The sequence below is a fragment of the Francisella orientalis FNO12 genome, assembly GCF_001042525.2.
Taxonomy (GTDB): domain Bacteria; phylum Pseudomonadota; class Gammaproteobacteria; order Francisellales; family Francisellaceae; genus Francisella; species Francisella orientalis.
In genome coordinates this window covers 719,327-743,205 of record NZ_CP011921.2, presented here as the reverse complement: position 1 = coordinate 743,205, position 23,879 = coordinate 719,327, and the positions used below count along the sequence as shown (strand labels likewise).

The window sequence follows — 23,879 nt, the reverse complement described above, 5'->3', positions numbered from 1 at the left end:
ACAATTATGCTATAATCGTAGCTGATTAAATTTTATTCATATATAAAACATTTAAAAAAGGAGAAAAAATGAATAACTTTGAAAACAATACTCGTGTAATAGATTCTCTATCACAAGAGTCTGCTCTAAGAGCTAACAGAGTTCTTAGAAATACATACTGGTTACTGTCAATGACACTACTATTTAGTGCTTTGATGGCATTCGTTGCTATGAGTTCAGGTGCTGCAGTATTAAACCCTATACTGATGCTTGTAGTTTATATTGGTCTATTGTTTGGTATCAATGCTACTAAAAACTCTCCTATGGGAATAGTTTTAACGTTTGCATTGACTGGGCTATTAGGCTATTCACTAGGTCCAATTCTAAATTTATATATTCATCAGTTCTCAAATGGTGCTGAGCTTATAATGATGGCTTTTGGTACTACAGGTCTAATTTTCTTAGGTCTATCTGCGGTTGCTATGAGCCCTGCTAAAAACTTTAATAGGGTTGGAACATTCTGTGCTATAGGCGCTATTGTTGCAATAGTTGCTCTAGTGCTTAATATCTTCTTACAGATACCAGCTTTAGGTTTCGTGATCTCATTAGTGTTTGCTTTTATCTCTGGTGGATTTATCTTATGGCAAACAAATGCTATCGTAAGAGGTGAAGAAACTAACTATATCTTAGCAACTGTTAACATATATGTTTCTCTATTTAATATCTTCGTAACTCTATTACAAATCTTTGGTGCTGTAGCTGGCGATAGAGACTAATTTATATTATTATTTATTCTAATAATTTCTAATCTACTAAATTTTAATGCTCAACAATCAAATATCTGCAAAAGATACTATTGTGTCTAATGCTTATAGTTCTTCTTTTAGCATTTTGTTTAACGAATATCTTAAACAAAATTGCGACTTTAATCTAATAGTTGCTGAAGACTCTCAACAAGCATATAGAGTTTATGATGAATTAAAGTATCTAAATAAAGACTCAAAAATAGAAGTATTCTATTTTCCTAACTTAGAAATACTACCTTATGATAGATTTTCTGCAGCAATAGACATTATCTCAAGAAGACAAGAAATATTGCATAAACTTACACAGAATCCTAAAAACACTCTAGTAATAACAAGTATTTCAAATACATTAAGAAAACTTCCTCCTGCCAAGTTTATCAAAGAACATAGTTTCATACTTAAGACAGGCGATAGCTTAGACATAACTAAACAAAAAGTATTACTAACCGAAGCTGGATATACTTTAGTAAACAATGTTTTTGAAAAAGGTGAATTTAGTATCCGTGGTAGTATTATCGATATTTTTCCAGTTGGATCAAAAGTAGCTTTTAGAATTGATCTTTTTGATGATGAAGTTGATACAATCAAAGAGTTAGATATAGAAACTCAACGCTCTGGCAAAGAAATAAAATCTATAAATATTATGCCTTCACATGAGCTGATTTATAATTCACAAAATACTTCTTTAGCATTAGAAAAACTCAAAATACTATGTGGAGATCAAACACAGAACTCAACTATTGCAACATATATAAAAAATAATGAATACTTTAGTGGTATTGAGTTCTATTTACCATTATTTTACTCTGAACTTATTAGTCTATTTGACTACTTACCAAAGTCTGCAAATATCCATCTTATTGATAATATTAGCAACTCAATTGAAGCATTCTCAGAAGAGGTTAAATATAGATATAATGAGTTAAAACATGATATTGATAGACCTGTTTTACCATATCAAGAACTTTTTTATTCACAAAAAGAAGTCAAAGATCTGTATGAAAAACATCAACATATCAAATGGTACCAACAACCAAAATCTAAGTCTAAAACTTTAAATATAGATCATCTAGAAAAAATCTCAGCAAACTATAAATTAGCTAATCCTTTTAGGGATTTACAAAAATTAATAGATAGCTCTAATTTTGATAAAGTTATATTTTCAACTGATTCGAATGGACGTGGTGAGATACTTTTAGAGCATTTGAATAAGTTACAGTTAAATATAATAATTGCAAAAAGTTTTGACGATGCTCTTAAAATAAAAGATAAATTTTGCTTAATTATCTCACCTTTTCAAGAAGGTGTAATAATTGATAAGAAAATCATATTAATTACTGAATCAGATCTTTTTCCTGAGCATATTCAAAATTCTTCTAAAATATCAGAATATGATCATCACCCTACTATTGACCTTAAAGATCTGACAGATCTAAAACACGGAATACATGTAGTCCATATTGATCATGGTATTGGCAGATACGAAGGCTTAGAAAGTATTGAATTAAATGGTAAAAAAGATGAGTTTATACTTCTAAGATATGCAAATGATGCAAAAATTTATGTGCCAATCACTTCATTAAATCTAATTTCTATTTATAACTCTTCTATTACTGAAAAAATAACATTAAATAAACTTAGTTCAGATAAATGGAAAAAGCAAAAAGAAAAGACTATCAAAAAGATTATCGATGTTGCTGCAAATCTCTTAGAGATATATGCAAAAAGAGAGATGCGACAAGGATTCAGCAATTCTTTAGATGAAGAAGAATATCTACGATTCTGTGCAGATTTTCCATATGAAGAGACTCCTGATCAACTCTTAGCGATAAACGATGTCTTTAAAGATATGATATCTGCTAAGCCAATGGACAGACTTATTTGTGGTGATGTTGGTTTTGGAAAAACAGAAATTGCGATGCGAGCAGCATTTCTAGCAACTCAAAATCAAAAACAAGTAGCAATTTTAGTACCTACAACTATTTTAGCTCAACAACACTACAATAGTTTTAAAGACAGGTTTGCTAATACTGATGTAAATATAGAGGTTATAACTCGTTCAAAAACAGCAAAAGCACAAGAAGAGCTCTTTGATAATCTCAAAAAAGGTACAGTTGATATAATAATTGGTACACATAAGCTTATATCCTCAAAAATCTACTTTAATAACTTAGGCTTATTAATTATTGATGAAGAGCATCGCTTCGGTGTCGCGCAAAAAGAAAAATTAAAAGCCCTTAAAGCTGAAATAGATATTCTGACAATGTCAGCAACTCCTATTCCACGTAGTTTAAGCATGGCATTCTCAGCACTTCGTGATCTATCAATTATTGCATCTCCCCCTGCTAAACGTTTATCTGTAAAAACATTTGTTAAGGAATATGATAATAATATAATCCGTGAAGCTGTAAGTCGTGAAACCATTCGTGGTGGACAAATTTTCTATCTTTATAATAAGATTGACACTATTCAAAAGAAAAAAGAAATTCTCCAAGAACTATTCCCTCGGTTGAGAATAGCTATTGCTCATGGTCAGATGAGTGAAAAAGAAATTCAAAAGATAATGTTTGACTTTAAACATAATAAATATCATATATTACTTTGTACCACAATTATTGAAACTGGTATTGATATTCCAAATGCTAATACTTTAATTATCGAAGATGCTAATAATCTAGGTTTAGCACAACTACATCAATTAAGAGGTAGAGTTGGACGCTCCCACCATCAAGCTTACGCATATATGCTAATTCCTAGTGAAAGTAGTATTACAAAAGATGCTATAAAAAGATTAGAGGCAATTGGTAGCACTGATTCACTTGGAGGTGGCTTTACACTAGCAAACCATGATTTAGAAATTCGTGGAGCTGGAGAGATTCTTGGACAAGAACAAAGTGGTAATATTGATGGTATAGGTCTAAATCTATATATGGATCTCTTAGATAAAACGATTGCTAATCTTAAAGCTGGAAAGGAGCTGAATATTGAAGATGTCATTAACTTAACAGTTTGTGAAGTTGAACTTAATATTCCAACACTAATTCCTGACTACTATATTAGTGATGTAAATACTAGGTTAAACATTTATAAACGAATTTCAAAAGCCGATCATAAAGAATTAGTAAATATAAAAATTGAACTTATTGATCGTTTTGGTAGGCTACCTGTTGAAGTGTTATATCTTTTAAAAGTTGCTCACATAAAAATTGATGCTATAAGTTTAGGTATTGGACAAATAAAGATGTTTGCTACATCTGGTAAGATTAACTTTGCTAATATATCTAAATTCGAGCCTCAAAAGCTAATAAAGCTAATTCAAGCTCAACCTACTGACTTTAGAATCACAAAAGAACAAGATTTACTTATTACAAAAAGCACAAAAACTCCTGAACAAAGAATAGTGTTTATAGAGAGTTTTTTGAAAAACATAGCCTAATAATCAAAGGATTATACCTATTACAAATTCACAGTAAATTTATATAGATAGATATTAGAGATAATAGTTTTATGATTTAATTATTTATTAGGACGAAGAGATCTAACTGTTTTACCAGCTTGCCATACTTCTTTTTGGCTAAGTTCTTCAAGCTCTTTTTCTAGATCTTTACAGTAATCAGCATGACTGTTTTTATCAATAGTACGTTGTGCTTCATTACCATTTTTTACTTCATTATATAGCTCGGCAAACACACCTTTAGTAGAATCTCTAAATTTAGGAGCCCAATCTAAAGCACTGCTTTGAGCTGTAGTAGAACAGTTTGCAAACATCCAGTCCATACCATTTTCAGCAACTAAAGGCACTAAGCTTTGTGTTAACTCTTCAACCGTTTCATTGAAAGCTTCACTTGGAGAGTGTCCATTTGCACGTAAGACTTCATATTGAGCTTCAATAATTCCAGCAAGAGCACCCATAAGAACACCTCTCTCACCAGTTAAATCACTATAAACTTCTTTTTCAAAAGTAGTTTCAAATAAATAACCAGAACCTACACCTATACCATAAGCTAAAGTTCTTTTTTCAGCATTACCTGTAGCATCTTGATAGATTGCGATGCTTGAGTTGATACCTTTCTTAGCCAAGAATAATCTTCTAACACTAGTACCAGAACCTTTTGGTGCTACTAAAGCAACACCAACATCTGCTGGTGGAATAATGCTAGTTTTCTCATTGTAAGTCACACCAAAACCATGAGAGAACATTAATAAATCACCTGACTTAAGGTTCTCTTTAATAGTATTCCAAGAAACAATCTGACCAGCATCTGATAATAAGTTAACAACAATTGTACCTTTAGCAGTAGCTTCAGCAATGTTAAATAAAGATTTACCAGCAACCCAACCATCTTCGATAGCTTTATCCCATGATTTAGAGTTTTCTCTTTGCCCAATTATTACATTAAAACCATTATCTCTTAAATTAAGAGCTTGTGCCGGTCCCTTGTACTCCATAACCAATAATTGCGATAGTCTCGTCTTTTAGAGTTTCTAAAGCTTTCTCTAAAGTAAATTCTTGTTGTGTTACAACTGTTTCTTCTACACTACCAAATTTCATTTTTGCCATTTATTATATTCTCCTAAGTTTTAATATTAAGCTACTTTTCTTTGACTAACTGTTTTTACGTTTTGAGGAATTTCACTTATTACAGTTCCTTGCATAGGTAAACAGTTTGTAATATTAATATCTATTACTTCAATCACATTTGCCAGTTTTTTTACGATTTTTTCTATCTTATCTTGCGTACTATGTACTACAAGATTGAAATGAGAAATACCTTTATTTGCTGTCTCAAATACTGTTAACTGTTCTATATTTACACGATTACGTGATAAAACAGAAGAAATTCTTTGTAACACACAAAGAGTATTTTCCGTATTCATTGTTATAAAATATATATTTTCACTCATAGCTCTACTCCTCTCTACCTAGCTTTGTGTTACTAATCGATTCTCCAGCTGGAACCATAGGAAAAACATTTTCCTGGTTTTCTACCATTACCTCAAGCAAATAAGAACTGTCTGAATTAAGAAATCTTTCTATAGCATCTTTTAGATCTTTTAGATCTTTTCTTTCTTTTACTCTTTCAGCTTGTATTCCATATGCTTCTGCTACTTTCACAAAGTCTGGTGATGATATTTTTGTATAAGAGTATCTACTCTCAAAAAATAACTCCTGCCACTGACGAACCATACCTAAGAATGAATTATTCAAAATTAGAATTTTTACATTAATTCCTTCTTGATTAAGCACTGCTAGTTCTTGTATATTCATCTGAAAACCGCCATCACCTATTACAGCAACTACAGTTCTACTATCCTTAACGCCCATCTTTGCTCCAATTGCTGATGGTAAAGCAAACCCCATAGTTCCTAAACCGCCAGAACTAATATGAGAATTAGTCTCTAAAAACTGATAGTATCTAGCAGCAATCATTTGATGTTGACCAACATCTGAAACTATTACAGCACGTCCTTCTGTAGCTTTAGATAAAAGACTTATTACTTCAGCCATTTTCAATTCACCCTCAGTCGGCATAGTTTCATCTTTTATTACTGCGTTTATTTCTTTTTGATGCTCAGATGCAAACTCCTTATGCCATTCATTATGAGAATTATTAGCTATATATGGTAATAAACAATTTAGTGCCTCTTTCGCATCAGCATTGATACCAATATCAGCTTTAACATTTTTATTAATTTCAGAAGGGTCAATTTCTATATGGATAATTTTCGCATTTGGTAAATAATGATTCAAATCACCAGTTACTCTATCATCAAATCTCATACCTACAGCAATTACTACATCAGCTTCATTATAAAGAACATTTGCTGCATAATTACCATGCATACCTAGCATACCTTTATACAGCTCATGATTATAAGGAAATGCTGACAAACCTAATAAAGTACTCACAACAGGTATATTTGCCTTCTCAGCCAACTTTAATACTGCTTCTTCTGCTCTAGAAAGCATAACTCCATGACCTGTAATTAAAATAGGCTTTTTAGCAGTATTGATATATTCTGATGCTTTTAGGATATCGTCCATATTTATTGTCGGCTTGTGTAACCATTTACCTAGCTTATTGCCAACAGCTTCTTTGTACTCCATCATACCGACTTGAGCATCTTTTGTAATATCAATAAGCACAGCACCTGGTCTGCCATTTGATGCTATTTAAAATGCTTTTTTGAATATCTTTGGTATTTCATTAGGATCAGTTATTTGATAGTTCCATTTTGTTGCTGCTACAGACATACCTATAATATCCGCTTCTTGGAATGCATCTGTACCCAATAATGGACTAAAAACTTGGCCTGTAATACAAACAAGAGGAACAGAATCAATCTGAGCATCAGCAATTCCAGTAATAAGATTTGTTGCTCCTGGACCTGAAGTCGCTATTGCTACGCCGACTTTTTCAGTAGCTCTAGCATAGTCTACAGCAGCATGCACAGCACCTTGTTCATGTCTAACTAAAATGTGATAAACTTTATCCCTTGACTCATGCAAGGCATCGTATGTAGGCATAATAGCACCACCAGGATACCCAAATACACAATCAACACCCTGAGCTTCCAATGATTTCACGATGGCTTGAGAGCCTGTTATTTTCATACTTAAGCACTCTCCTTTATTCAATATTTTTAACACTTAACAACATTTAGAAATACTATTAGTTTCCTAAATGTTAAATCATTATAGACATAGACTTGAAATTTTTAAATAGAAAAAGTATATTCAGTAGTTTTCTACAAATTTTTAATCTAAATCTGTAACACAACCAGTCGAAGCTGATGAAACTGTTTTTATATATTTCTTGAGAGTCCCTCTACTTGCCTTTTGTGTAGGCGCTTGCCACTTAGCTCTTCTTTGAACTATCTCTTGGTCTGATATATCAACATTTATAACGTTATTAATTACATCAATAGTAATTTTATCGCTATTTTCTAGTAATGCTAACATACCACCCTCATATGCTTCTGGAGCAATATGCCCAACAATAAACCCATGCGAACCACCCGAAAAACGACCATCTGTGATTAAAGCGACATCTTGACCTAAGCCGGCACCCATTATGAATGATGTTGGTTTAAGCATCTCTGGCATACCAGGACCACCCTTAGGACCTTCATAACGAATAACTATTACATCACCTTTTTTAACTTTTCCTTCTTCTACTGCAGCAACCATTTCTTCTTCCGAATCAAAAACATTCGCAGCTCCTTCAAAAACTTAGCCTTCCTTACCTGTAATCTTAGCTACAGATCCTTCAGGTGCGACATTGCCTTTTAAAATTTGTAAATGACCAGTTTTTTTAATAGGATTATCTAGCTTGTGTATGATTGTATTATCTTCTGGAAGATCAGCAACATTCTCAAGATTTTCTGCTAAAGTCTTACCGGTTACAGTCAAACAATCACCATGCAACATACCAGCTTTTAATAGCATTTTCATCACTGCTGGAGTCCCACCTATAGCATGCAAATTAGCCATTACATATTTACCACTAGGTTTAAAGTCTGTTAATACTGGTGTTTTATTAGCTATTTCTTGGAAATCATCAATATTTAAATCAACATCTACTGAACTTGCCATAGCCAACAGATGAAGCACTGTATTAGTAGAGCCTCCCATTACAGTGATAAGGACCATAGCATTTTCAAAAGCTTTGCGAGTCATAATATCTCTTGGCTTAATATCAAGTTCTAATAAGTTTCTAATTGTCTCTCCGGCTTTGTCACACTCTTGTACTTTCTCAATAGAAGTTGCTGGCGTTAATGAGCTAAATGGCAAACTCATACCTAAAGCTTCTATAGCACATGCCATAGTATTTGCAGTATACATACCACCACATGCTCCTGCTCCTGGACATGCTTTTTTGATTGTCTCTTGACGTTCCTGTTCTGAGATCTGACCAGATAAACATGCTCCATAACTCTGAAATGCTGTAACGATATCAATTGGCTTACCACGCATAACGCCTGCTTGGATAGTACCTCCATAGATCACAAATCCTGGTCTATTAAGTCTACCTAAAGCCATCATACATCCAGGCATATTCTTATCGCAACCAGGTATAGATACTAATCCATCATACCAATGTGCAGACATTACAGTCTCAATCGAATCTGCGATAAGGTCTCTAGACTGTAGAGAATAACTCATGCCATCAGTACCCATAGAAATACCTTCACTAACCCCAATAGTATTAAACCTCATACCTTTGAGGTTCTCTTTTTCAACACTATTTTTGACAAACTGTGCAAGCTGGTTTAGATGCATATTACAAGTATTTCCCTCATACCATACACTAGCAATACCTATTTGTGGCTTGTGCATATCATTATCATTCATAGCTGTGCCATACAACATTGCTTGTGATGCACCTTGGGATTTATCTTCTGTTAGTCTTTTACTATATTTGTTTAATACTTTTGTCATAATTTTTACCTTTCAAAAAAATCTTATGCATACGCGATATTATATGCATCTATAAATGCTTCAACAGAAGCTTGAATTATATCTGGAGAAACTGCTTTACCAATACTTTTAATACCTTCTTTTTCTAAACTCATCTCTACATAAACAACAGCATCAGCACCTTGTCCACGTATTTTCACTTTATAGTCAGTTAGCTATAGCTAATATCACTAGGACATGCTCTACACAAAGCATTTAAAACGGCATCTACTGGCCCAACACCTGAACTTGATGCAAAATATAATTGATCTGCGACTTTGACAGTAACTTCAACTACAGATTTTTGATCTAGTTCTACATTTACTTTAAATGACTTAACATCTAATATATCTTTACTGATAGCATCTGCCATCTCAGTAGCATCTTGGATAATATCTTGTATATCTGATACATTAATTGATTTACCCTTAACTAAGAATCTCTCAATTAGCTCTCTAACCTTAGTTAAGAAGTTCTCATCATAATTTGCTCCAAATAACTTACCAAGAGTTTTTTTAACTTCTTCAAGAGTTGGTACTTCATCAAATATCACCTCATTTTGCTCTATGAATAACATCGTCTTATTATCAAAGAAATGACTATTATAAAGTCTGTCAAAATCAGCCTCTGCTGGATATATAATTGATGGCTGAATAGCAGATTTTAGCACTACTGCAGGATCTTTTAGACCTTCTCCAGATAGTACACATACTACTGTGCTTCCTTTTTGAAGCTTACCTTCTTCATATTTTTTGAGTAAATGTGCAATAGTTGACGCTGATGCTAATTCCACAAATAATCCTTCTTTAGTCGACAATAGATATTGTGCTTCTAACATCTTCATATCTATGGCCGCGGTAGATTCTCAACCTGTGCTATATATAGCAGCTATAGCTTTATCACCATCAATAGGATACGGCACAGCTATTGCTGTTGCTATTGTATTAGCTGTTTTTAGAGGTTGATTCTATTTTGATTCTTTTGATATGCTCTAGCTAAGGTATCTGCCTCAGTAGACTGAACACCAGTAAGCTTAGGCAAAGAATTGATAAATCCTAACTCTTTATACTCACAAAAACCTTTATAATAAGCAGTCATGTTTGTACCACAACCTATAGGTATTGTAACCTCATCTGGCACTTGGAATAATAACTGATCAATAAGTTCAAATGCCGCTGTCTTTTGACCTTCAACTCTAAATGCATAATCCCCAGCCAAGAAAAAATCTTTTGATTTTGCAATATCATAAGCTAATTTTGCAGCCTCATTAGAACTACCTTTAACTTGAACTATTTTACCACCATAGGACATTACCTGAGCTAATTTAGAAGTCGCGACACCTTCTGGCACAATAATAAAACAAGGCATCTTTGCAGCCGCTGCATAACAAGCACTTGAAGCAGCCATATTACCTGTAGATGCTAGCACTATCCCTTTAGCACCAAGCTCTTTTGCAACTGTTATATCAACTGCAGATCCTCTATCTTTGAATGAGCCAGTAGGATTTTTACCTTCGACTTTAAAATATAGATTAATTCCTAACTCTTTACCAATAATTTTACTCTTAAGCAATGGTGTAGCTGCCTCTCTTAAAGATACAAAGCTTGATGGATCTTTTATCGACATAAATGGTATATATTTAGATAAACATGGTGATGCTTGAGTGAAATAATCTTTGTTGATTTTCTTACTAATTTCATCAATATTCATCTGGATCTCCCAAGGCTCATTCTCCCCAGCAAACACAAAACTATCTAAAGAAACTTCTTCTTTGGTGTAAAAGTTTAATATTTTATATATTCTTTAGAATTACCTCATATATTTATAAAAGATTTTAGATCTACTTTATACTAAAGTATTTTAACTTAGAATTGAATATTCTATATAGGCTATTTTAATTATATTATGTAACTATTGCTAAACTATGTATGATAAGAATATTTTGGATATTACTGATACCATATATCAAGTCTTTCTTTTAACTTATCTAAGCCCATTTTACTTAATGAAGAAAATAACTGATATGAAATTTTATCTGTACGGATAAAAGTTTTTAAAAAACTTTCTATCATTTTATTCGCTTGCGCTCTTTCTTTATTGTTAAGCTTATCTGCTTTTGTTAAAAGAATATGTAAATTTAAATCAAAAGATATCGCCATTTCAATCATCAAAGAATCAAACTCTTTTAATTCATGTCGAGAATCTACTAAAAGCACAATTCCTTCCAGACATTTACGAGATGTCAAATAGTTCTCCATCTCACTTTGCCATTGTTTTTTGATGGCTTCAGAAACTTTTGCATAACCATAACCTGGTAAATCAACTAAACGCTTATTATCTCCCAAATCAAATAAGTTAATTAATTGAGTTCTACCAGGAGTTTTACTTACCCTAGCAAGACCTTTTTGGTCTGTAAGAGCATTAAGCGCACTCGACTTACCCGCATTTGAACGTCCAGCAAAGGCAACTTCTACTCCTGTATCTTCAGGAAGTTGAGAAACTTTTGCTGCACTCATTATATATTTTGCTTTAGTGTAGTTCATAATTTATACTCTAATTTTATTTTTTCGAAAAGACCATGACATGCTGTATCTATCATCAAAAAGACCTTTTCAAAATTACTTTCATAATATGGATCTGGTACATCAGTTAGTTCGATCGTAGGAGCATACTGCAACATCCTTGATACTTTTGAAAAGTTTGCCTTTGGAAACATTTCTCTCATAGTATCAATATTTTCTTGATCCATCGCAACAATATAATCATACTCTACAAAATCAGGCTCTTCTAATTGCTGAGAAACTTGATCTGAAAGATCACAATCATATTTTTTAGCCATTTCTACAGAACGTAAATCAGCCCCATGCCCCTCATGTCCCCACATACGTGAACTTGTACCACAAGATGCAACATGTATATGATTTTCTAAGCCATTTTGTTTGACAATATCTCTAAAAACTCCATGAGCTGTTGGTGATCTACAAATATTACCTTTGCATACAAAAAGCACTTTCACTTTAGTCATTTTTATTTTGCTTCCTTCATATCTTCAGCAAGCTTACTATCTGGCTCTAATTTAAAACCCTGGAAAAACTTACTATCTGGTTTTAGCATAAATACAACTTCATTTTTACCATTAAAGCTTTCTTTATAAGAGTTCATACTCTTTAAGAATTCATATAATGGAACAGATTTTGAGTAAGCTTCTGTGAAAATTTTAGCAGCTTTTGCATCAGCTTCCGCTCTTATAATCTTAGATTCTTTCTCAGCCTCGGCCATTGTTACAGTAACTTTAGCATCTGCTGCTGCATTAATTTTTTCAGCTAACTGTTTACCTTCTGCTCTAATTGATGCAGCAACTTTCTGACGTGAAGATCTCATTCTTTGATAAATAGAGTCTGTAACAGTATCTGGTAGATCAATCTGCTTAACTCTTATATCTATGACATCAACACCAATTTGTTTAGCTTGCTTTTGGACACTATTTGTCAAAGCAATCATTAACTTATCACGATTATTATTAATTAAGCTTTGAATATCATTATTACCAACCTCAGCTCTTAAAGAAGATTCTAAGAATTGTTTCAATAGAGTTTCCGCTCGTTCTACACTTCCACTTGTACTAGTATAGAATGTTGAAATATTGTTATTACTTATCTTCCAAACTACATACGCGTTAATCAAAACATCCTTTTGCTCTTTAGTCACAACACAAGCTGAATCTGCTTCTAATACTCTATTACGCATATCATAAGTTTTAACTGTATCAACAAATGGAATCTTGACATGTAAGCCTGGCTCATACTCAACTGCTTTACCATTTTTATCTTTTACTAGTTCACCTAGTCTTAAGATAACTGCCTCTGATCCTTGCTTAACAATAAATTTAGTACTTAACACCACAACAGATATAACTATTACAAGTACTAAGAATATTTTTAGAATTTTACTCATCTTAGCTACCTCCTTGAATGTTTGGTAATAATGCTTGCTTTTGAGCATTATCTAAACCATAAAAAATATTTTTTGCACCATCACCATCTATCAAGAAGATCTTATTGTGCTGTAGTACATTAGAGATAGTATTAAAGTACATTTGGTTCATGACTATATCAGGAGATTTTTTATATATTGGCAATAACTGTTCAAACTGAGCAACTTCACCTTGTGCTTCTAAAACAACTTTTTGCTTATAAGCATTTGCTTGGTCAACAATTCTTTGAGCTTTACCTTGAGCAACTGGTACAACTCTGTTAGCATAAGCTTCAGCTTCATTTTGCTCCCTCTCACGATCTTCACGAGCTTTGATTACATCATCAAATGCACTCTTAACAGCTTCTGGAGCCTGAGCTGGCTGCATAATCACTTCACTTATATATATACCAGTATTATAAGACTGCAATAGTGCCTCCATCTCTTTACGAACTTGTTGTGTAATTACAGCTCTATTAGTAGTCAATATCTGCTCTAGTTTATTTTCACCAACAACCTGTCTAACCGAACTTTCTAGAGCTTGTTGTAATAACTGTGTTGTATTAACATTTGCAAATAAGTATTTTTCTAGGTCTACAATACGGTATTGAACTGTAAAAGAGATATGAACAATATTTTCTTCTGATGTAAGCATATCACGCTTTAACGATGTAGTTTTAAGCTCTTGGACATTTTCCTTATATACCTTATCAATACCAATAGGATGCCAATGTAGACCAGGTTCTACCATTTTAGAAAATTTACCCAATCTAAGTACAGCAGCTTGTTCAGCTGGTTGCACTACATAAAAACCAAAACCAACCCAAGCTACAATCAATAGTGCTATAACTATAGATGCAATTTTAGCCACAGGAGGTTTATCAAACATTGGTTTATTTTTATTAGCATTTTTTGAATAAATACTCTCATTATCATCATCGTTCTTTTTTGACTTTTTGCCAAAGAACTTTTTAATCATTTCTTCTAAATCTGGTGGTCCTTTCTCAGAGTTTTTACTCCAAAACCACTTCTGTTTTAGCCTTTTTATCATAAGTAATAATTCCTATAATTTTTAATTCAAAATAATGTTGAATATTTTTTACCATAACTATTATATATAAATTTTCCTATATTTTTTGCACTATCTACAAATAAATGCTAAATGCATAGTAAAGCTGTATTGAATAACTATCAATATAACTCTAAAATCTATATTAGAGACAGATTTCCTAGGAATATGAAAATGAAAAAAATTGCAATAAATGGTACTGGTATAGCAGGTACGACCTTAGCATGGTGGTTAAGAAAATATGGATTTCAGCCTACTCTTTTTGAAAAAGCTCTAGAATTTAGAACTGGTGGATATTTAGTGGACTTTTGGGGTCCTGCTTGTGAAATAATGAAAAAAATAGGGCTTCTTGAGCAACTTAAAGCAAAGTCATATCAAATTAAAAATATTCACTGTTTTGATGAAAATGGTAGAAGATCTTCTAAAATAAACGTTTCTTCATTAATTACTGATAATTATGATGACTTCCTAAGTATCAAGAGTGGAGACTATCGCAGAAACTATTTATAAAGCGTGTAAAGGTATAGATGTTAGATTTGGTACATCTATCAAAAAATAGATGAAAAAGATAAAGTTATAACTGCTCATCTTAGTGATGGAACTAAAGAAGACTTTGATTTAGTTATAGGTGCTGATGGCTTAAATTCTCATATACGTAGCATCACTTTTAATAAATCAAAATATCAAGAATATGACTTAGATAAATATGTCGCGGCTCTTTCTCTCAAAAATTACAATAATTATGAGAAATATACCTATGCTCTAAGTGTGGATGAAAAACAACAAGTAGCTAGAGTGTGTCTAGACCAGGATGAAACTTTAATTATGTTTACATTAGATGCTGACCTTGTAAAACAATTCCCAGTAACTTTAGAACAAAAAAAGAGTTACTACAAAAATCTTTCAGTGATTTTGGCTTGGAAACTCCCGATATTCTTAATAAGTTAGATAGTGTAGAAGAAATTTATTTTGATAAAGTCAGTCAAATACGCATGGATACTTGGCATAAAGGCAGAGTTGCTCTTGTTGGAGACTCTGCTGCTTGCCCATCTATATTAATGGGGCTTGGAAGTATATTTGCAATCGTTGAGGCTTATGTATTAGCTGGTGAACTTCATAAAGCAAAAGGTGATCATAATATCGCTTTTGATAAGTGGCAACATAGACTAAAAGATATAATAGCTAGAAAACAAAAAGTCGGGATTACTAACTTATCTGTGGCTGCTTCAGATGAAATAGTTAAAAAATATTTATCTACTATTACGATTAAAATATTATCAACTCCTGTTATCTCTAGATTCATTGGTGCTGGAATATTTAAGGATCCAATTGTAGTTCCTGAGTATAAATAAGATTGAAACTATTTAACAAAGAACTCTTCTAAATCTAAATCAAATTCTCTTTTAAATCTTTCAAAATCATCTTCTGAAATCTTTATTTTAAGCAGATAGTTGCCATCTTCAGAAATATCTTCAGCATCAACAGCTCCAAGCTCATACATCATAGCTCTAACTTTTGAATATGTAGGTGGTAATTCTAAAGTTTCACTAACCCATGATTTATTAAAAAATGTAGCCAACGCATGATAAAACTCTTCAATACCATCCCCAGTCTGAGCAGACAGATACACTCTGCCAACCACACTTGAGTCTGAATCATCCATAGGAACGAATCCAGCAGAAGCATTCTCAATTTTATCGATTTTATTATATACACAGATCATCTCTTTATCTACAATACCTATTTCTTTTAGAACTTTTTCTACTTGCTCAATATAACTTTTATAATCCTCATCTGCATAATCTATCACATGAACTAGAAGGTCTGACTCTATAGCTTCTTCTAAAGTTGCATGGAATGCTTCTACTAAATCATGAGGTAAGTTCTTAATAAATCCTACTGTATCTGAAAAAATAACTTCACCTAGTTTAGGTACAATTACTTTACGCAAAGTAGGATCAAGTGTTGCAAAGAGCTGATCTTTAGCTAAAACATCTGCTTTTGTTATTTTGTTAAATAGCGTTGATTTACCAGCATTGGTATAACCAACAAATGATATTGTCGGAATATTATTTTTCTTTCGTGACGATCTACTTAAATCACGATGATGTTTTACTTTTTCCAACTTCTGAGTAATTTGTTTAATTCTTTGCCTAATTAAACGTCTATCGATCTCAAGCTGTGTTTCACCTGGTCCACCACGTACACCAATACCTCCCTTTTGTCTTTCTAAATGCGTCCAACCTTTGACTAGACGTGTTGACTGATAGTTTAGTTGCGCTAATTCAACTTGAAGTTTACCTTCATGAGTTTTTGCTCGAAGTGAGAATATTTCAAGAATTAGTCTCGTTCTATCCATAATCTTACACTCAAGAAATTTCTCAATATTTCTCTCTTGAGATGGGCTTAATGGATGATTAAACACAACAAGATCAGCTTCTAACTCATCACGTTTATTTTTGATCATCTCCATTTTACCCATACCACAAAAATATTTGATATCAGGTTCTGGATGATTGAAATCTAAACTTTCCAACACAACTTTATTTGCTGCTAAAACCAAACCTTCAAGTTCAGTTAAATCAGCATTTAGTTCACGGCAATATTTAAAATTTATATTTACAAGCAAGCATTTACTACCTGCTTCATAAGATTCGAAAAATTCCATTTACATTACTCCGAATGGAATTATTAAAGAAAAAAGAATAGAGATTATTATTCGTCTATGTTTTCTTGATTTTCTTGAACTTCAAGCTCATCAGAATGAATATCATCTACATTCTCATCTTGATCATCGTTTGCATTTTGATGATACGGATTAAAAGAGCTATAAACCATTCTAACACTCTTAGCTGGTACTATAGTAGAAATAGCATGCTTATAAACCATTTGGTTTACAGTATTTCTAAGTACGATACAGAATTGGTCAAAAGCTTCTACTTGACCTTGTAGTTTGATCCCATTTACTAGATATACAGATACGCTAACTTTTTCTTTTCTTAAAGCGTTTAAGAACGGGTCTTGTAAAGATGATATTCTTGACATTGTCTCACTTCCTTTTAATTATTTTGTTATAGTTATTATTTTATCAAGTTTAACAATTAAACTTCGCGATATATTCTAACAATATTTATATCTATCAGCAAATTTTATTTATAGTCAAAATATTCTAAAATCTGTTGTTCTTTATTTTGGTTTTCAACCTCAACTAAATTAATCTCACCTTGCCAATTACGAATCCATGTAAGTTGACGCTTTGCAAGTTGGCGAGTGACTACAATTCCTTTTTTAACAAACTCCTCATAGCTAATATCTCCATCTAAATATTCCCATGCCTGACGATAACCAGTACTTCTGATGGCTGTAGTTTCTTTAGTAAGCTTAGGATTTTTGCGTAAGCTTTGAACTTCATCTAGAAATCCTCGATCAAGCATCTGTTTAAATCTCAATTCAATATTATTGTGCAGAATTGACCTGTCATTAGGCACCAAAGCACATGGTTTTAATTGCTCTTCTAACCTACCAACTTTAGATGTCTTAACAAGTTCAGAATATTTTTTACCAGTTATCATAATTACTTCTAAAGCACGAAATATTCTTTGCTGATCATTGGGGTTAATTTTCTTAGTAGATTCTTGATCCATTTTATTTAACTGCTGATGAAGATACTGTAAACCTTTTGCTTTTCTTTCTAATTCTAAAGTTTGTCTTATCTCTGGTTGAGATTCAGGCAAAGATGATAAACCTTCTATCAAACCTTTGAAATAAAGCATCGTCCCGCCTACGAGCAAAACCTCTTTTCCTCTACTCCAAATCTCTTTTTTAATCTTATTAACATTTGTTATAAAATCAGCAACCGAGAAACTTTCTGTCGGCTCAATTATATCTATTAAATGATGTTTAATACCGCCTTGCTCATCCAAAGTTGGCTTAGCTGTACCAATGTTCATGCCTTTATAGACAAGTGATGAATCAACACTGATTATTTCAGCATTAATTTTATTTGCAATAGATATTGATAAAGAAGTTTTACCAGATGCTGTTGGCCCAGCAAGACCATAGATTATTTTATTCATTTAGATATTTTTGTAATTAACTTTAACCGGAACTTCTTGCTTAACTACTTGTAAATAGAAGTTTAACTCTTCTTCCTTAACCGCATTTAATACCTGACTAGGTAACTTAGCATTTTTACTATCAAGAGGTGCAACCTTAATAACTTTATATATGTATATATTACCATTATCTGCTTGATAGCTATGATACTGGTTATTAGTATTAAACATTACATAATCATTAAATTCTTTACTAAATGACTTCGAGTTACTATCAATAGTTGCTCGTTTGAAACTGATACTTACTTTTTTATCACTAACCAAGCCATCAAGTAATTTTTGCGATTTTTCTATAGCTAATTGTTGGGATTTTTGTGCAACAAAAGCTTTAGATACTTTATCTTTAACATCTGCTAGTTTTTGTTGACTTGCTTGCTGAGATTTATCTACTTGATATACTAGAGGCTCATCGTCAGCTACTGAAATACTTCCATACTTATCAGTATTTGCAAAAAACTGAGCATTAGTAAGCGCGGATATTGTTGATTCATCATTATTTACAATACTAGCTGTTTTAGCCTTACCTAAAGTCCTTTCTAATTCGGCAAATTTCACGCTGCCAATATTTTGAGTATAGCTATTAAACTGCTCTAAAGCTCTTATATTTTGAATTATTTTTTGAATCGATGCTTTGGTATTATCATCAAAATCTTTGAATAATTCTCTGTGAGTTTCATAATACTCTTGTAACTCATCGTTATTGATATTATTTTTACTTATAAAGTCTTCTTTATTAATTATGAAATAACTAATATTTTTCTGAGCCGGATTTATATAATCATTTTTATGAGCATTATAATAACTTTCTAAATCTTGCTGACTAGGCTTAACCTGGGATTGAAAATCTACTGGAGATATTTTTAAATATTCTATTTTCTTATTAACCAAATAAATACTTGCTAACAGTTTCTTCTCATAGTCAGTTGTAATTACTGTATCAGCTATAGCTTTAGGAATCATTGTTGCTTGAATATTTTGACTTAGAATCTGTTCTAGTCTATCCATACCTCGAATATATTCAACAACCTGCTTTAGTTTATCTGCAGAAAATTTACCATCTTTATCAAAGAACATTAGATTTGTAAATATAGCGGATTGTAAAGCCAACTTAGACACAACAATATTATGGCGTTGTGCATCTGTAAGAATCAAATATTGATTTATCATCTGATCTAAAACAGCTCTCTTTTGTGATTCAGTTGTAGCATTTTGAGCATACTGCTGAAACTGTTGCAGACCTATCTCATTATCGCCTACTTTAGCTACATAAGATCTACTTGAGCCAATATTTGTGAAAAAAAATGTCATACCAGATATGACAAATATAAAACTTATAGAAATAATGATAATCCATGTGAATGGACCTTTGAGCCTATCATTGAAAGACTGTAACATTTTATCAACCTTAAATAATTACTGCTTTATTAAACTATAGATATTATAGATAAAAAAAAGGCATACCGTTAAGCATGCCTTTCAAAAAATCACTTTTTTTGCAATTTTTTTATTATTTTACAGCGTCTTTAAGACCTTTACCTGCTTTAAAGCTTGGAACTTTAGAGGCTGCGATCTTAATCATCTCACCTGTTTTAGGATTTCTACCTTCTCTAGCACTTCTTTCTTTTACTTGAAAAGTTCCAAAACCTACTAGAGTAACGCTATCGCCGTTTTTTAAAGCTTTAGTTACAGCAGCAATAGTAGCATCTAGAGTGTTGCTCGCAACTTCTTTAGTAACATCTGCTTCTTTAGCTATAGCACTTACTAATTCACTCTTATTCATGTCTTAAACTCCTTTATTTATACATAATCGACAAGTGTCACTTAAGTTTATAACACTAAAAATGTAGTGTTTCAATACTTTAACATCAAAAAACTCTCTCTAAAACCTCTTTTATGTTGTTTACAGGTGTAATTTCGAGTTTTTCTAGTATTTCTTTATCAACATCAGCTAAGTTTTTTACATTCTGTTTAGGAATCAAAACCTCTTTAATTCCCCCTCTTAATGCAGCTAAAAGTTTCTCTTTAAGACCTCCTATAGCTAAGACATCTCCACGTAAAGTAACCTCTCCAGTCATTGCAATATCATTTCTAACAGGCTTGTTTGTATATACAGAGACTAAAGCTGTAGTCATTGCTATACCAGCACTTGGACCATCCTTTGGTGTAGCACCTTCAGGAACGTGTATGTGTATATCTTTTTTCTCATAGAAATCATCTTCTAACTTATAGTCTTTTGATATCGAACGTACAACACTAAAAGCAGCATCAATAGATTCTTTCATCACATCACCAAGACTGCCGGTATATTTGACTTTGCCTTTACCAGGCATTACCAGAGCTTCTATAGTTAATAGCTCCCCACCAACAGATGTCCATGCTAAACCTGTGACTTGACCAACCTTAGGTTTAGCATTTTTGATACCATAATCAAACTGGTACACACCAAGATAATCCTCAAGGTTTTTCTGAGTAATCGAAACTTTGCCATGCTCAGGATCTTTAAGAAGATTTTTAACAGCCTTACGACACACTCCGTCTATTTTTTGCTGTAAATTTCTTACACCAGCTTCTCTTGTATAGTATCGAATAATATCAAGCGTTGCTTTAGGTGTGAAATTAATCTCATTTTTTGTTAAGCCATTATTTTCTAATGCTTTTGGTACTAGATATTGTTTAGCAATCGCTTGCTTTTCAATTTCCGTGTAACCTGATAAATGGATAATTTCTAATCTATCGCGTAATGCAGGATCTATATCAAGCGAGTTTGCTGTAGCAACGAACATTACTTTAGATAAATCATAATCAATTTCTAAATAGTGATCATTAAATGTACTATTTTGTTCTGGATCAAGTACTTCTAATAACGCTGCTGATGGATCCCCTCTAAAATCTGAAGAAATCTTATCTATCTCATCAAGTAAGAAAAGAGGATTCTCAGTTTTGGATTTGATTATCTTTTGGATAATTTGACCAGGCATAGAACCGATATACGTACGACGATGACCTCTAATCTCTGATTCATCACGTACACCACCTAAAGCCATACGCACATACTCACGCCCCGTTGCTCTAGCAATAGACTGTCCGATAGATGTCTTACCAACTCCCGGAGGTCCTACTAAACAAAGAATAGGAGCTTTTGTATTTGTATCTCTTTTAATCTGAACAGCTAAATGCTCAAGTATTCTTTCTTTAACCTTCTTGATACCATAATGATCTTTCTCTAGAACTTTTTCAGCTAAATTAATATCTTTTTTAACCTTCGCTCTTTTACCCCATGGTAACGAAAGTATAGTCTCAATATAGTTTCTAGATACAGCAGATTCAGATGAAGAAGGAGGCATTGTTTTAAGCTTCTTAAGCTCTTTTAAGCACTTCTCTTTAGCTTCTTTTGACATCTTAGTAGCTTCTATTCTACTCTTAAGCGCCGTTACTTCTGACTCTTCATCAGCTTCGCCAAGTTCTTTGTAAATAGCTTTTACTTGTTCATTTAGATAATATTCACGTTGATTTTTATCTACTTGAGACTTAACTCTATCTTTAATCTTAACCTCTAATTCAAGAATTTCTAACTCTTCATACAAACAAGATAAAAGTAATAGCGCTTTATTTTTGATATCTGTAGCTTCTAGAATCTTTTGTTTTTTGGCAATCTCAGTATTTAGAATAGTTGAGATCTCGTATATAAACTTATGAGGCTCTTCTGTATTTATAAGCGTAGCTAAAGACTCTTTTGATACTTTGCCACTGATATCAACAAATTTTTTAAGTGAATCAGTTATTGATAACAAAATCGCTTTTAGTTCTTTATCAATCTGACTTGGATCATAATTATCATCAATATGAAGACTATCTAAATTTGCATAGATACAACCATCAATACTTTCATACTTAGCGACTAATCTCTTAGCTATACCTTCAACTATGATTTTTAAACTACCATCAGGAAGTTTCATAATTTGAACAACTTTAGCTAAAGTACCAATATCATAGATATTATCTACAACATCACCAGAGCTAGAACCATTCTTTTGCGTAGCTAATAAAATACAATTATTATAACTATTAGATGCCTGCTTGACAGCTTCTATGGACTTCTTACGACCTACATTTAGAGGTAAAGTCATCGAAGGATATATAACCACATCTCTTAAAGGAATAACAGGAACGACATTTAGGACTTCTGACATAAACTTACATTCTCCTGTAGATTTTTTAGATTATCTCTTTTAATTGTTTTTGCTGTTGTGCTTTTGTTACAAGAATTGGCTCTTCTTGCGCTAATATGACTTTATCATTGATGATTACTTTATCAATATCATCCAATGATGGCACATGGAACATCACTTCAAGAAGCACGTTTTCAAGAATTGTTCTTAAACCTCTAGCACCTGTCTTTTTAGCTATTGCTTTTTTAGCTATCTGAATAAGAGATTCATCACTAAATTCAATAGCTACATCATCAAACTTAAACAGCTTCACATATTGTTTGATTAAAGCATTTTTAGGTTCTGTAAGAATTTTGACCAAATCTTCTTCTTTAAGCTCATTAAGAACTGTAACAATTGGCAAACGCCCAATAAGCTCAGGAATAAGACCGAATCTAGTCAAATCTTCACTCTCTACTTTCCGCATTAATTTTTCAGTATTTAAGCTATTTTTTTGCTGGATAACATCGGCATTAAATCCAATACTAACTTTATCCATTCTATGTTTAACAACTTTTTCGATACCAGCAAAAGCCCCACCACAAATAAATAATATATCTGAGGTATCAACCTGAATCATATCTTGATTAGGATGTTTTCTACCGCCTTTAGGAGGCACAGATGACACTGTACCTTCTATAAGCTTTAGAAGTGCTTGTTGAACACCTTCACCTGATACATCACGAGTTATCGATGCACTTTCGGACTTACGTGCGATCTTATCTATCTCATCAATATAGATAATACCTTTTTGAGCTTTAGCAACATCAAAATCAGCATTTTGTAACAAGCGAACAATGACATTTTCAACATCATCACCAACATAACCAGCTTCTGTAAGAGTAGTCGCATCCGCTATAGCAAAAGGAACATTCAAAAGCTTTGCTAATGTTTGAGCAAATAATGTTTTACCAGAACCTGTAGGACCTATCAATAGTACATTACTTTTCTTAAGCTCTGTATCATCCTTTGTAGTATTTGAAGTAATTCTTTTGTAGTGATTATATACAGCGACTGATAGTACTTTTTTAGCATTATCTTGACCAATAATATAATTATCTAGATATTTTTTGATTTCAATTGGCTTAGATAACTTCTCAAATGATACATCTTCTGCAGAAGTCCCCGTCGCACTATGGATTTTATCTGCACATTTACTTACACATTTATTACAGATATTACCGTCTCTACCAGAAATAATATTTTTGACTTCTTGTTGTGATTTACCACAAAAAGAACAGTATAGAATTTTAGCCATCTTATTAAATT

The 23,879-nt window shown here is 32.5% G+C and carries 17 protein-coding genes and 4 pseudogenes; 3 read left to right on the top strand and 18 right to left on the bottom strand.

Features of this window, described 5'->3' with window-relative positions:
* Window positions 1-68: 68 nt before the first annotated feature.
* A complete protein-coding gene (locus FNO12_RS03840) occupies window positions 69-755 on the top strand; it encodes a Bax inhibitor-1/YccA family protein (protein WP_014715280.1) in 687 nt (228 codons plus the stop codon).
* A gap of 46 nt (window positions 756-801) precedes the next feature.
* Entirely contained in the window at window positions 802-4,221 is a 3,420-nt protein-coding gene (mfd, locus tag FNO12_RS03835) for a transcription-repair coupling factor (RefSeq protein WP_030003425.1), read from the top strand.
* Between the two features lie 80 nt (window positions 4,222-4,301).
* On the opposite strand, the pseudogene ilvC reads toward mfd, so the two are convergent.
* From ilvC to hflK, 11 genes and pseudogenes are all read right to left on the bottom strand, one after another.
* Window positions 4,302-5,346 (bottom strand): annotated as a pseudogene (gene ilvC / locus FNO12_RS03830) (ketol-acid reductoisomerase).
* A 26-nt stretch (window positions 5,347-5,372) separates the two neighbouring features.
* Entirely contained in the window at window positions 5,373-5,690 is a 318-nt protein-coding gene (locus FNO12_RS03825) for an acetolactate synthase small subunit (protein WP_014715279.1), read from the bottom strand.
* Between the two features lie 4 nt (window positions 5,691-5,694).
* Window positions 5,695-7,401, bottom strand: a pseudogene (ilvB, locus tag FNO12_RS03820) (biosynthetic-type acetolactate synthase large subunit).
* 144 nt (window positions 7,402-7,545) lie between these two features.
* Window positions 7,546-9,228 (bottom strand): annotated as a pseudogene (gene ilvD, locus FNO12_RS03815) (dihydroxy-acid dehydratase).
* Between the two features lie 23 nt (window positions 9,229-9,251).
* A complete protein-coding gene (locus tag FNO12_RS03810) occupies window positions 9,252-9,362 on the bottom strand; it encodes an alpha-isopropylmalate synthase regulatory domain-containing protein (RefSeq protein WP_003029121.1) in 111 nt (36 codons plus the stop codon).
* A 56-nt stretch (window positions 9,363-9,418) separates the two neighbouring features.
* Window positions 9,419-9,823 (bottom strand): alpha-isopropylmalate synthase regulatory domain-containing protein, encoded by a 405-nt coding sequence (locus FNO12_RS11495; protein WP_174805281.1) that lies wholly within the window; start codon window positions 9,821-9,823, stop codon window positions 9,419-9,421.
* A gap of 377 nt (window positions 9,824-10,200) precedes the next feature.
* Window positions 10,201-10,956: a pyridoxal-phosphate dependent enzyme gene (locus tag FNO12_RS03800; protein ID WP_231138829.1), complete on the bottom strand. Its 756-nt coding sequence runs from the start codon at window positions 10,954-10,956 to the stop codon at window positions 10,201-10,203.
* 239 nt (window positions 10,957-11,195) lie between these two features.
* Window positions 11,196-11,789 carry a ribosome biogenesis GTP-binding protein YihA/YsxC gene (yihA, locus tag FNO12_RS03795; protein ID WP_014715274.1) on the bottom strand — a complete coding sequence of 198 codons (594 nt, stop codon included), beginning with the start codon at window positions 11,787-11,789 and terminating at the stop codon, window positions 11,196-11,198.
* Window positions 11,786-12,271, bottom strand: a complete 486-nt coding sequence (locus FNO12_RS03790) for a low molecular weight protein-tyrosine-phosphatase (protein ID WP_014715273.1) — start codon at window positions 12,269-12,271, stop codon at window positions 11,786-11,788. The genes yihA and FNO12_RS03790 overlap by 4 nt, the downstream gene beginning before the upstream one ends.
* A gap of 2 nt (window positions 12,272-12,273) precedes the next feature.
* On the bottom strand, window positions 12,274-13,200 hold the full coding sequence (gene hflC / locus FNO12_RS03785) for a protease modulator HflC (RefSeq protein WP_014715272.1): 927 nt from the start codon (window positions 13,198-13,200) through the stop codon (window positions 12,274-12,276).
* Window position 13,201: 1 nt separating this feature from the next.
* Window positions 13,202-14,269 (bottom strand): FtsH protease activity modulator HflK, encoded by a 1,068-nt coding sequence (gene hflK, locus FNO12_RS03780; RefSeq protein WP_014715271.1) that lies wholly within the window; start codon window positions 14,267-14,269, stop codon window positions 13,202-13,204.
* A 192-nt stretch (window positions 14,270-14,461) separates the two neighbouring features.
* On the opposite strand from hflK, the pseudogene FNO12_RS03775 reads away from it, so the two are divergent.
* Window positions 14,462-15,639: pseudogene (locus FNO12_RS03775) on the top strand (FAD-binding domain).
* An 8-nt stretch (window positions 15,640-15,647) separates the two neighbouring features.
* On the opposite strand, the gene hflX reads toward FNO12_RS03775, so the two are convergent.
* From hflX to clpX, 7 genes are all read right to left on the bottom strand, one after another.
* Window positions 15,648-16,955, bottom strand: coding sequence for a ribosome rescue GTPase HflX (gene hflX / locus FNO12_RS03765; protein WP_014715268.1), 1,308 nt, complete (start codon window positions 16,953-16,955; stop codon window positions 15,648-15,650).
* A gap of 47 nt (window positions 16,956-17,002) precedes the next feature.
* On the bottom strand, window positions 17,003-17,332 hold the full coding sequence (gene hfq / locus FNO12_RS03760) for an RNA chaperone Hfq (protein ID WP_014715267.1): 330 nt from the start codon (window positions 17,330-17,332) through the stop codon (window positions 17,003-17,005).
* A 104-nt stretch (window positions 17,333-17,436) separates the two neighbouring features.
* Window positions 17,437-18,363 carry a tRNA (adenosine(37)-N6)-dimethylallyltransferase MiaA gene (gene miaA / locus FNO12_RS03755; RefSeq protein ID WP_014715266.1) on the bottom strand — a complete coding sequence of 309 codons (927 nt, stop codon included), beginning with the start codon at window positions 18,361-18,363 and terminating at the stop codon, window positions 17,437-17,439.
* Entirely contained in the window at window positions 18,364-19,797 is a 1,434-nt protein-coding gene (locus tag FNO12_RS03750) for a peptidylprolyl isomerase (RefSeq protein WP_014715265.1), read from the bottom strand.
* A 112-nt stretch (window positions 19,798-19,909) separates the two neighbouring features.
* Complete coding sequence (locus tag FNO12_RS03745; RefSeq protein ID WP_014715264.1) at window positions 19,910-20,182, bottom strand: HU family DNA-binding protein; 273 nt, start codon at window positions 20,180-20,182, stop codon at window positions 19,910-19,912.
* Window positions 20,183-20,267: 85 nt separating this feature from the next.
* Window positions 20,268-22,592 (bottom strand): endopeptidase La, encoded by a 2,325-nt coding sequence (gene lon / locus FNO12_RS03740; RefSeq protein ID WP_014715263.1) that lies wholly within the window; start codon window positions 22,590-22,592, stop codon window positions 20,268-20,270.
* Between the two features lie 25 nt (window positions 22,593-22,617).
* The gene (gene clpX, locus FNO12_RS03735) at window positions 22,618-23,868 is read right to left on the bottom strand and encodes an ATP-dependent Clp protease ATP-binding subunit ClpX (RefSeq protein ID WP_014715262.1); all 1,251 of its coding nucleotides are present in this window, start codon (window positions 23,866-23,868) and stop codon (window positions 22,618-22,620) included.
* Window positions 23,869-23,879: the final 11 nt, after the last annotated feature.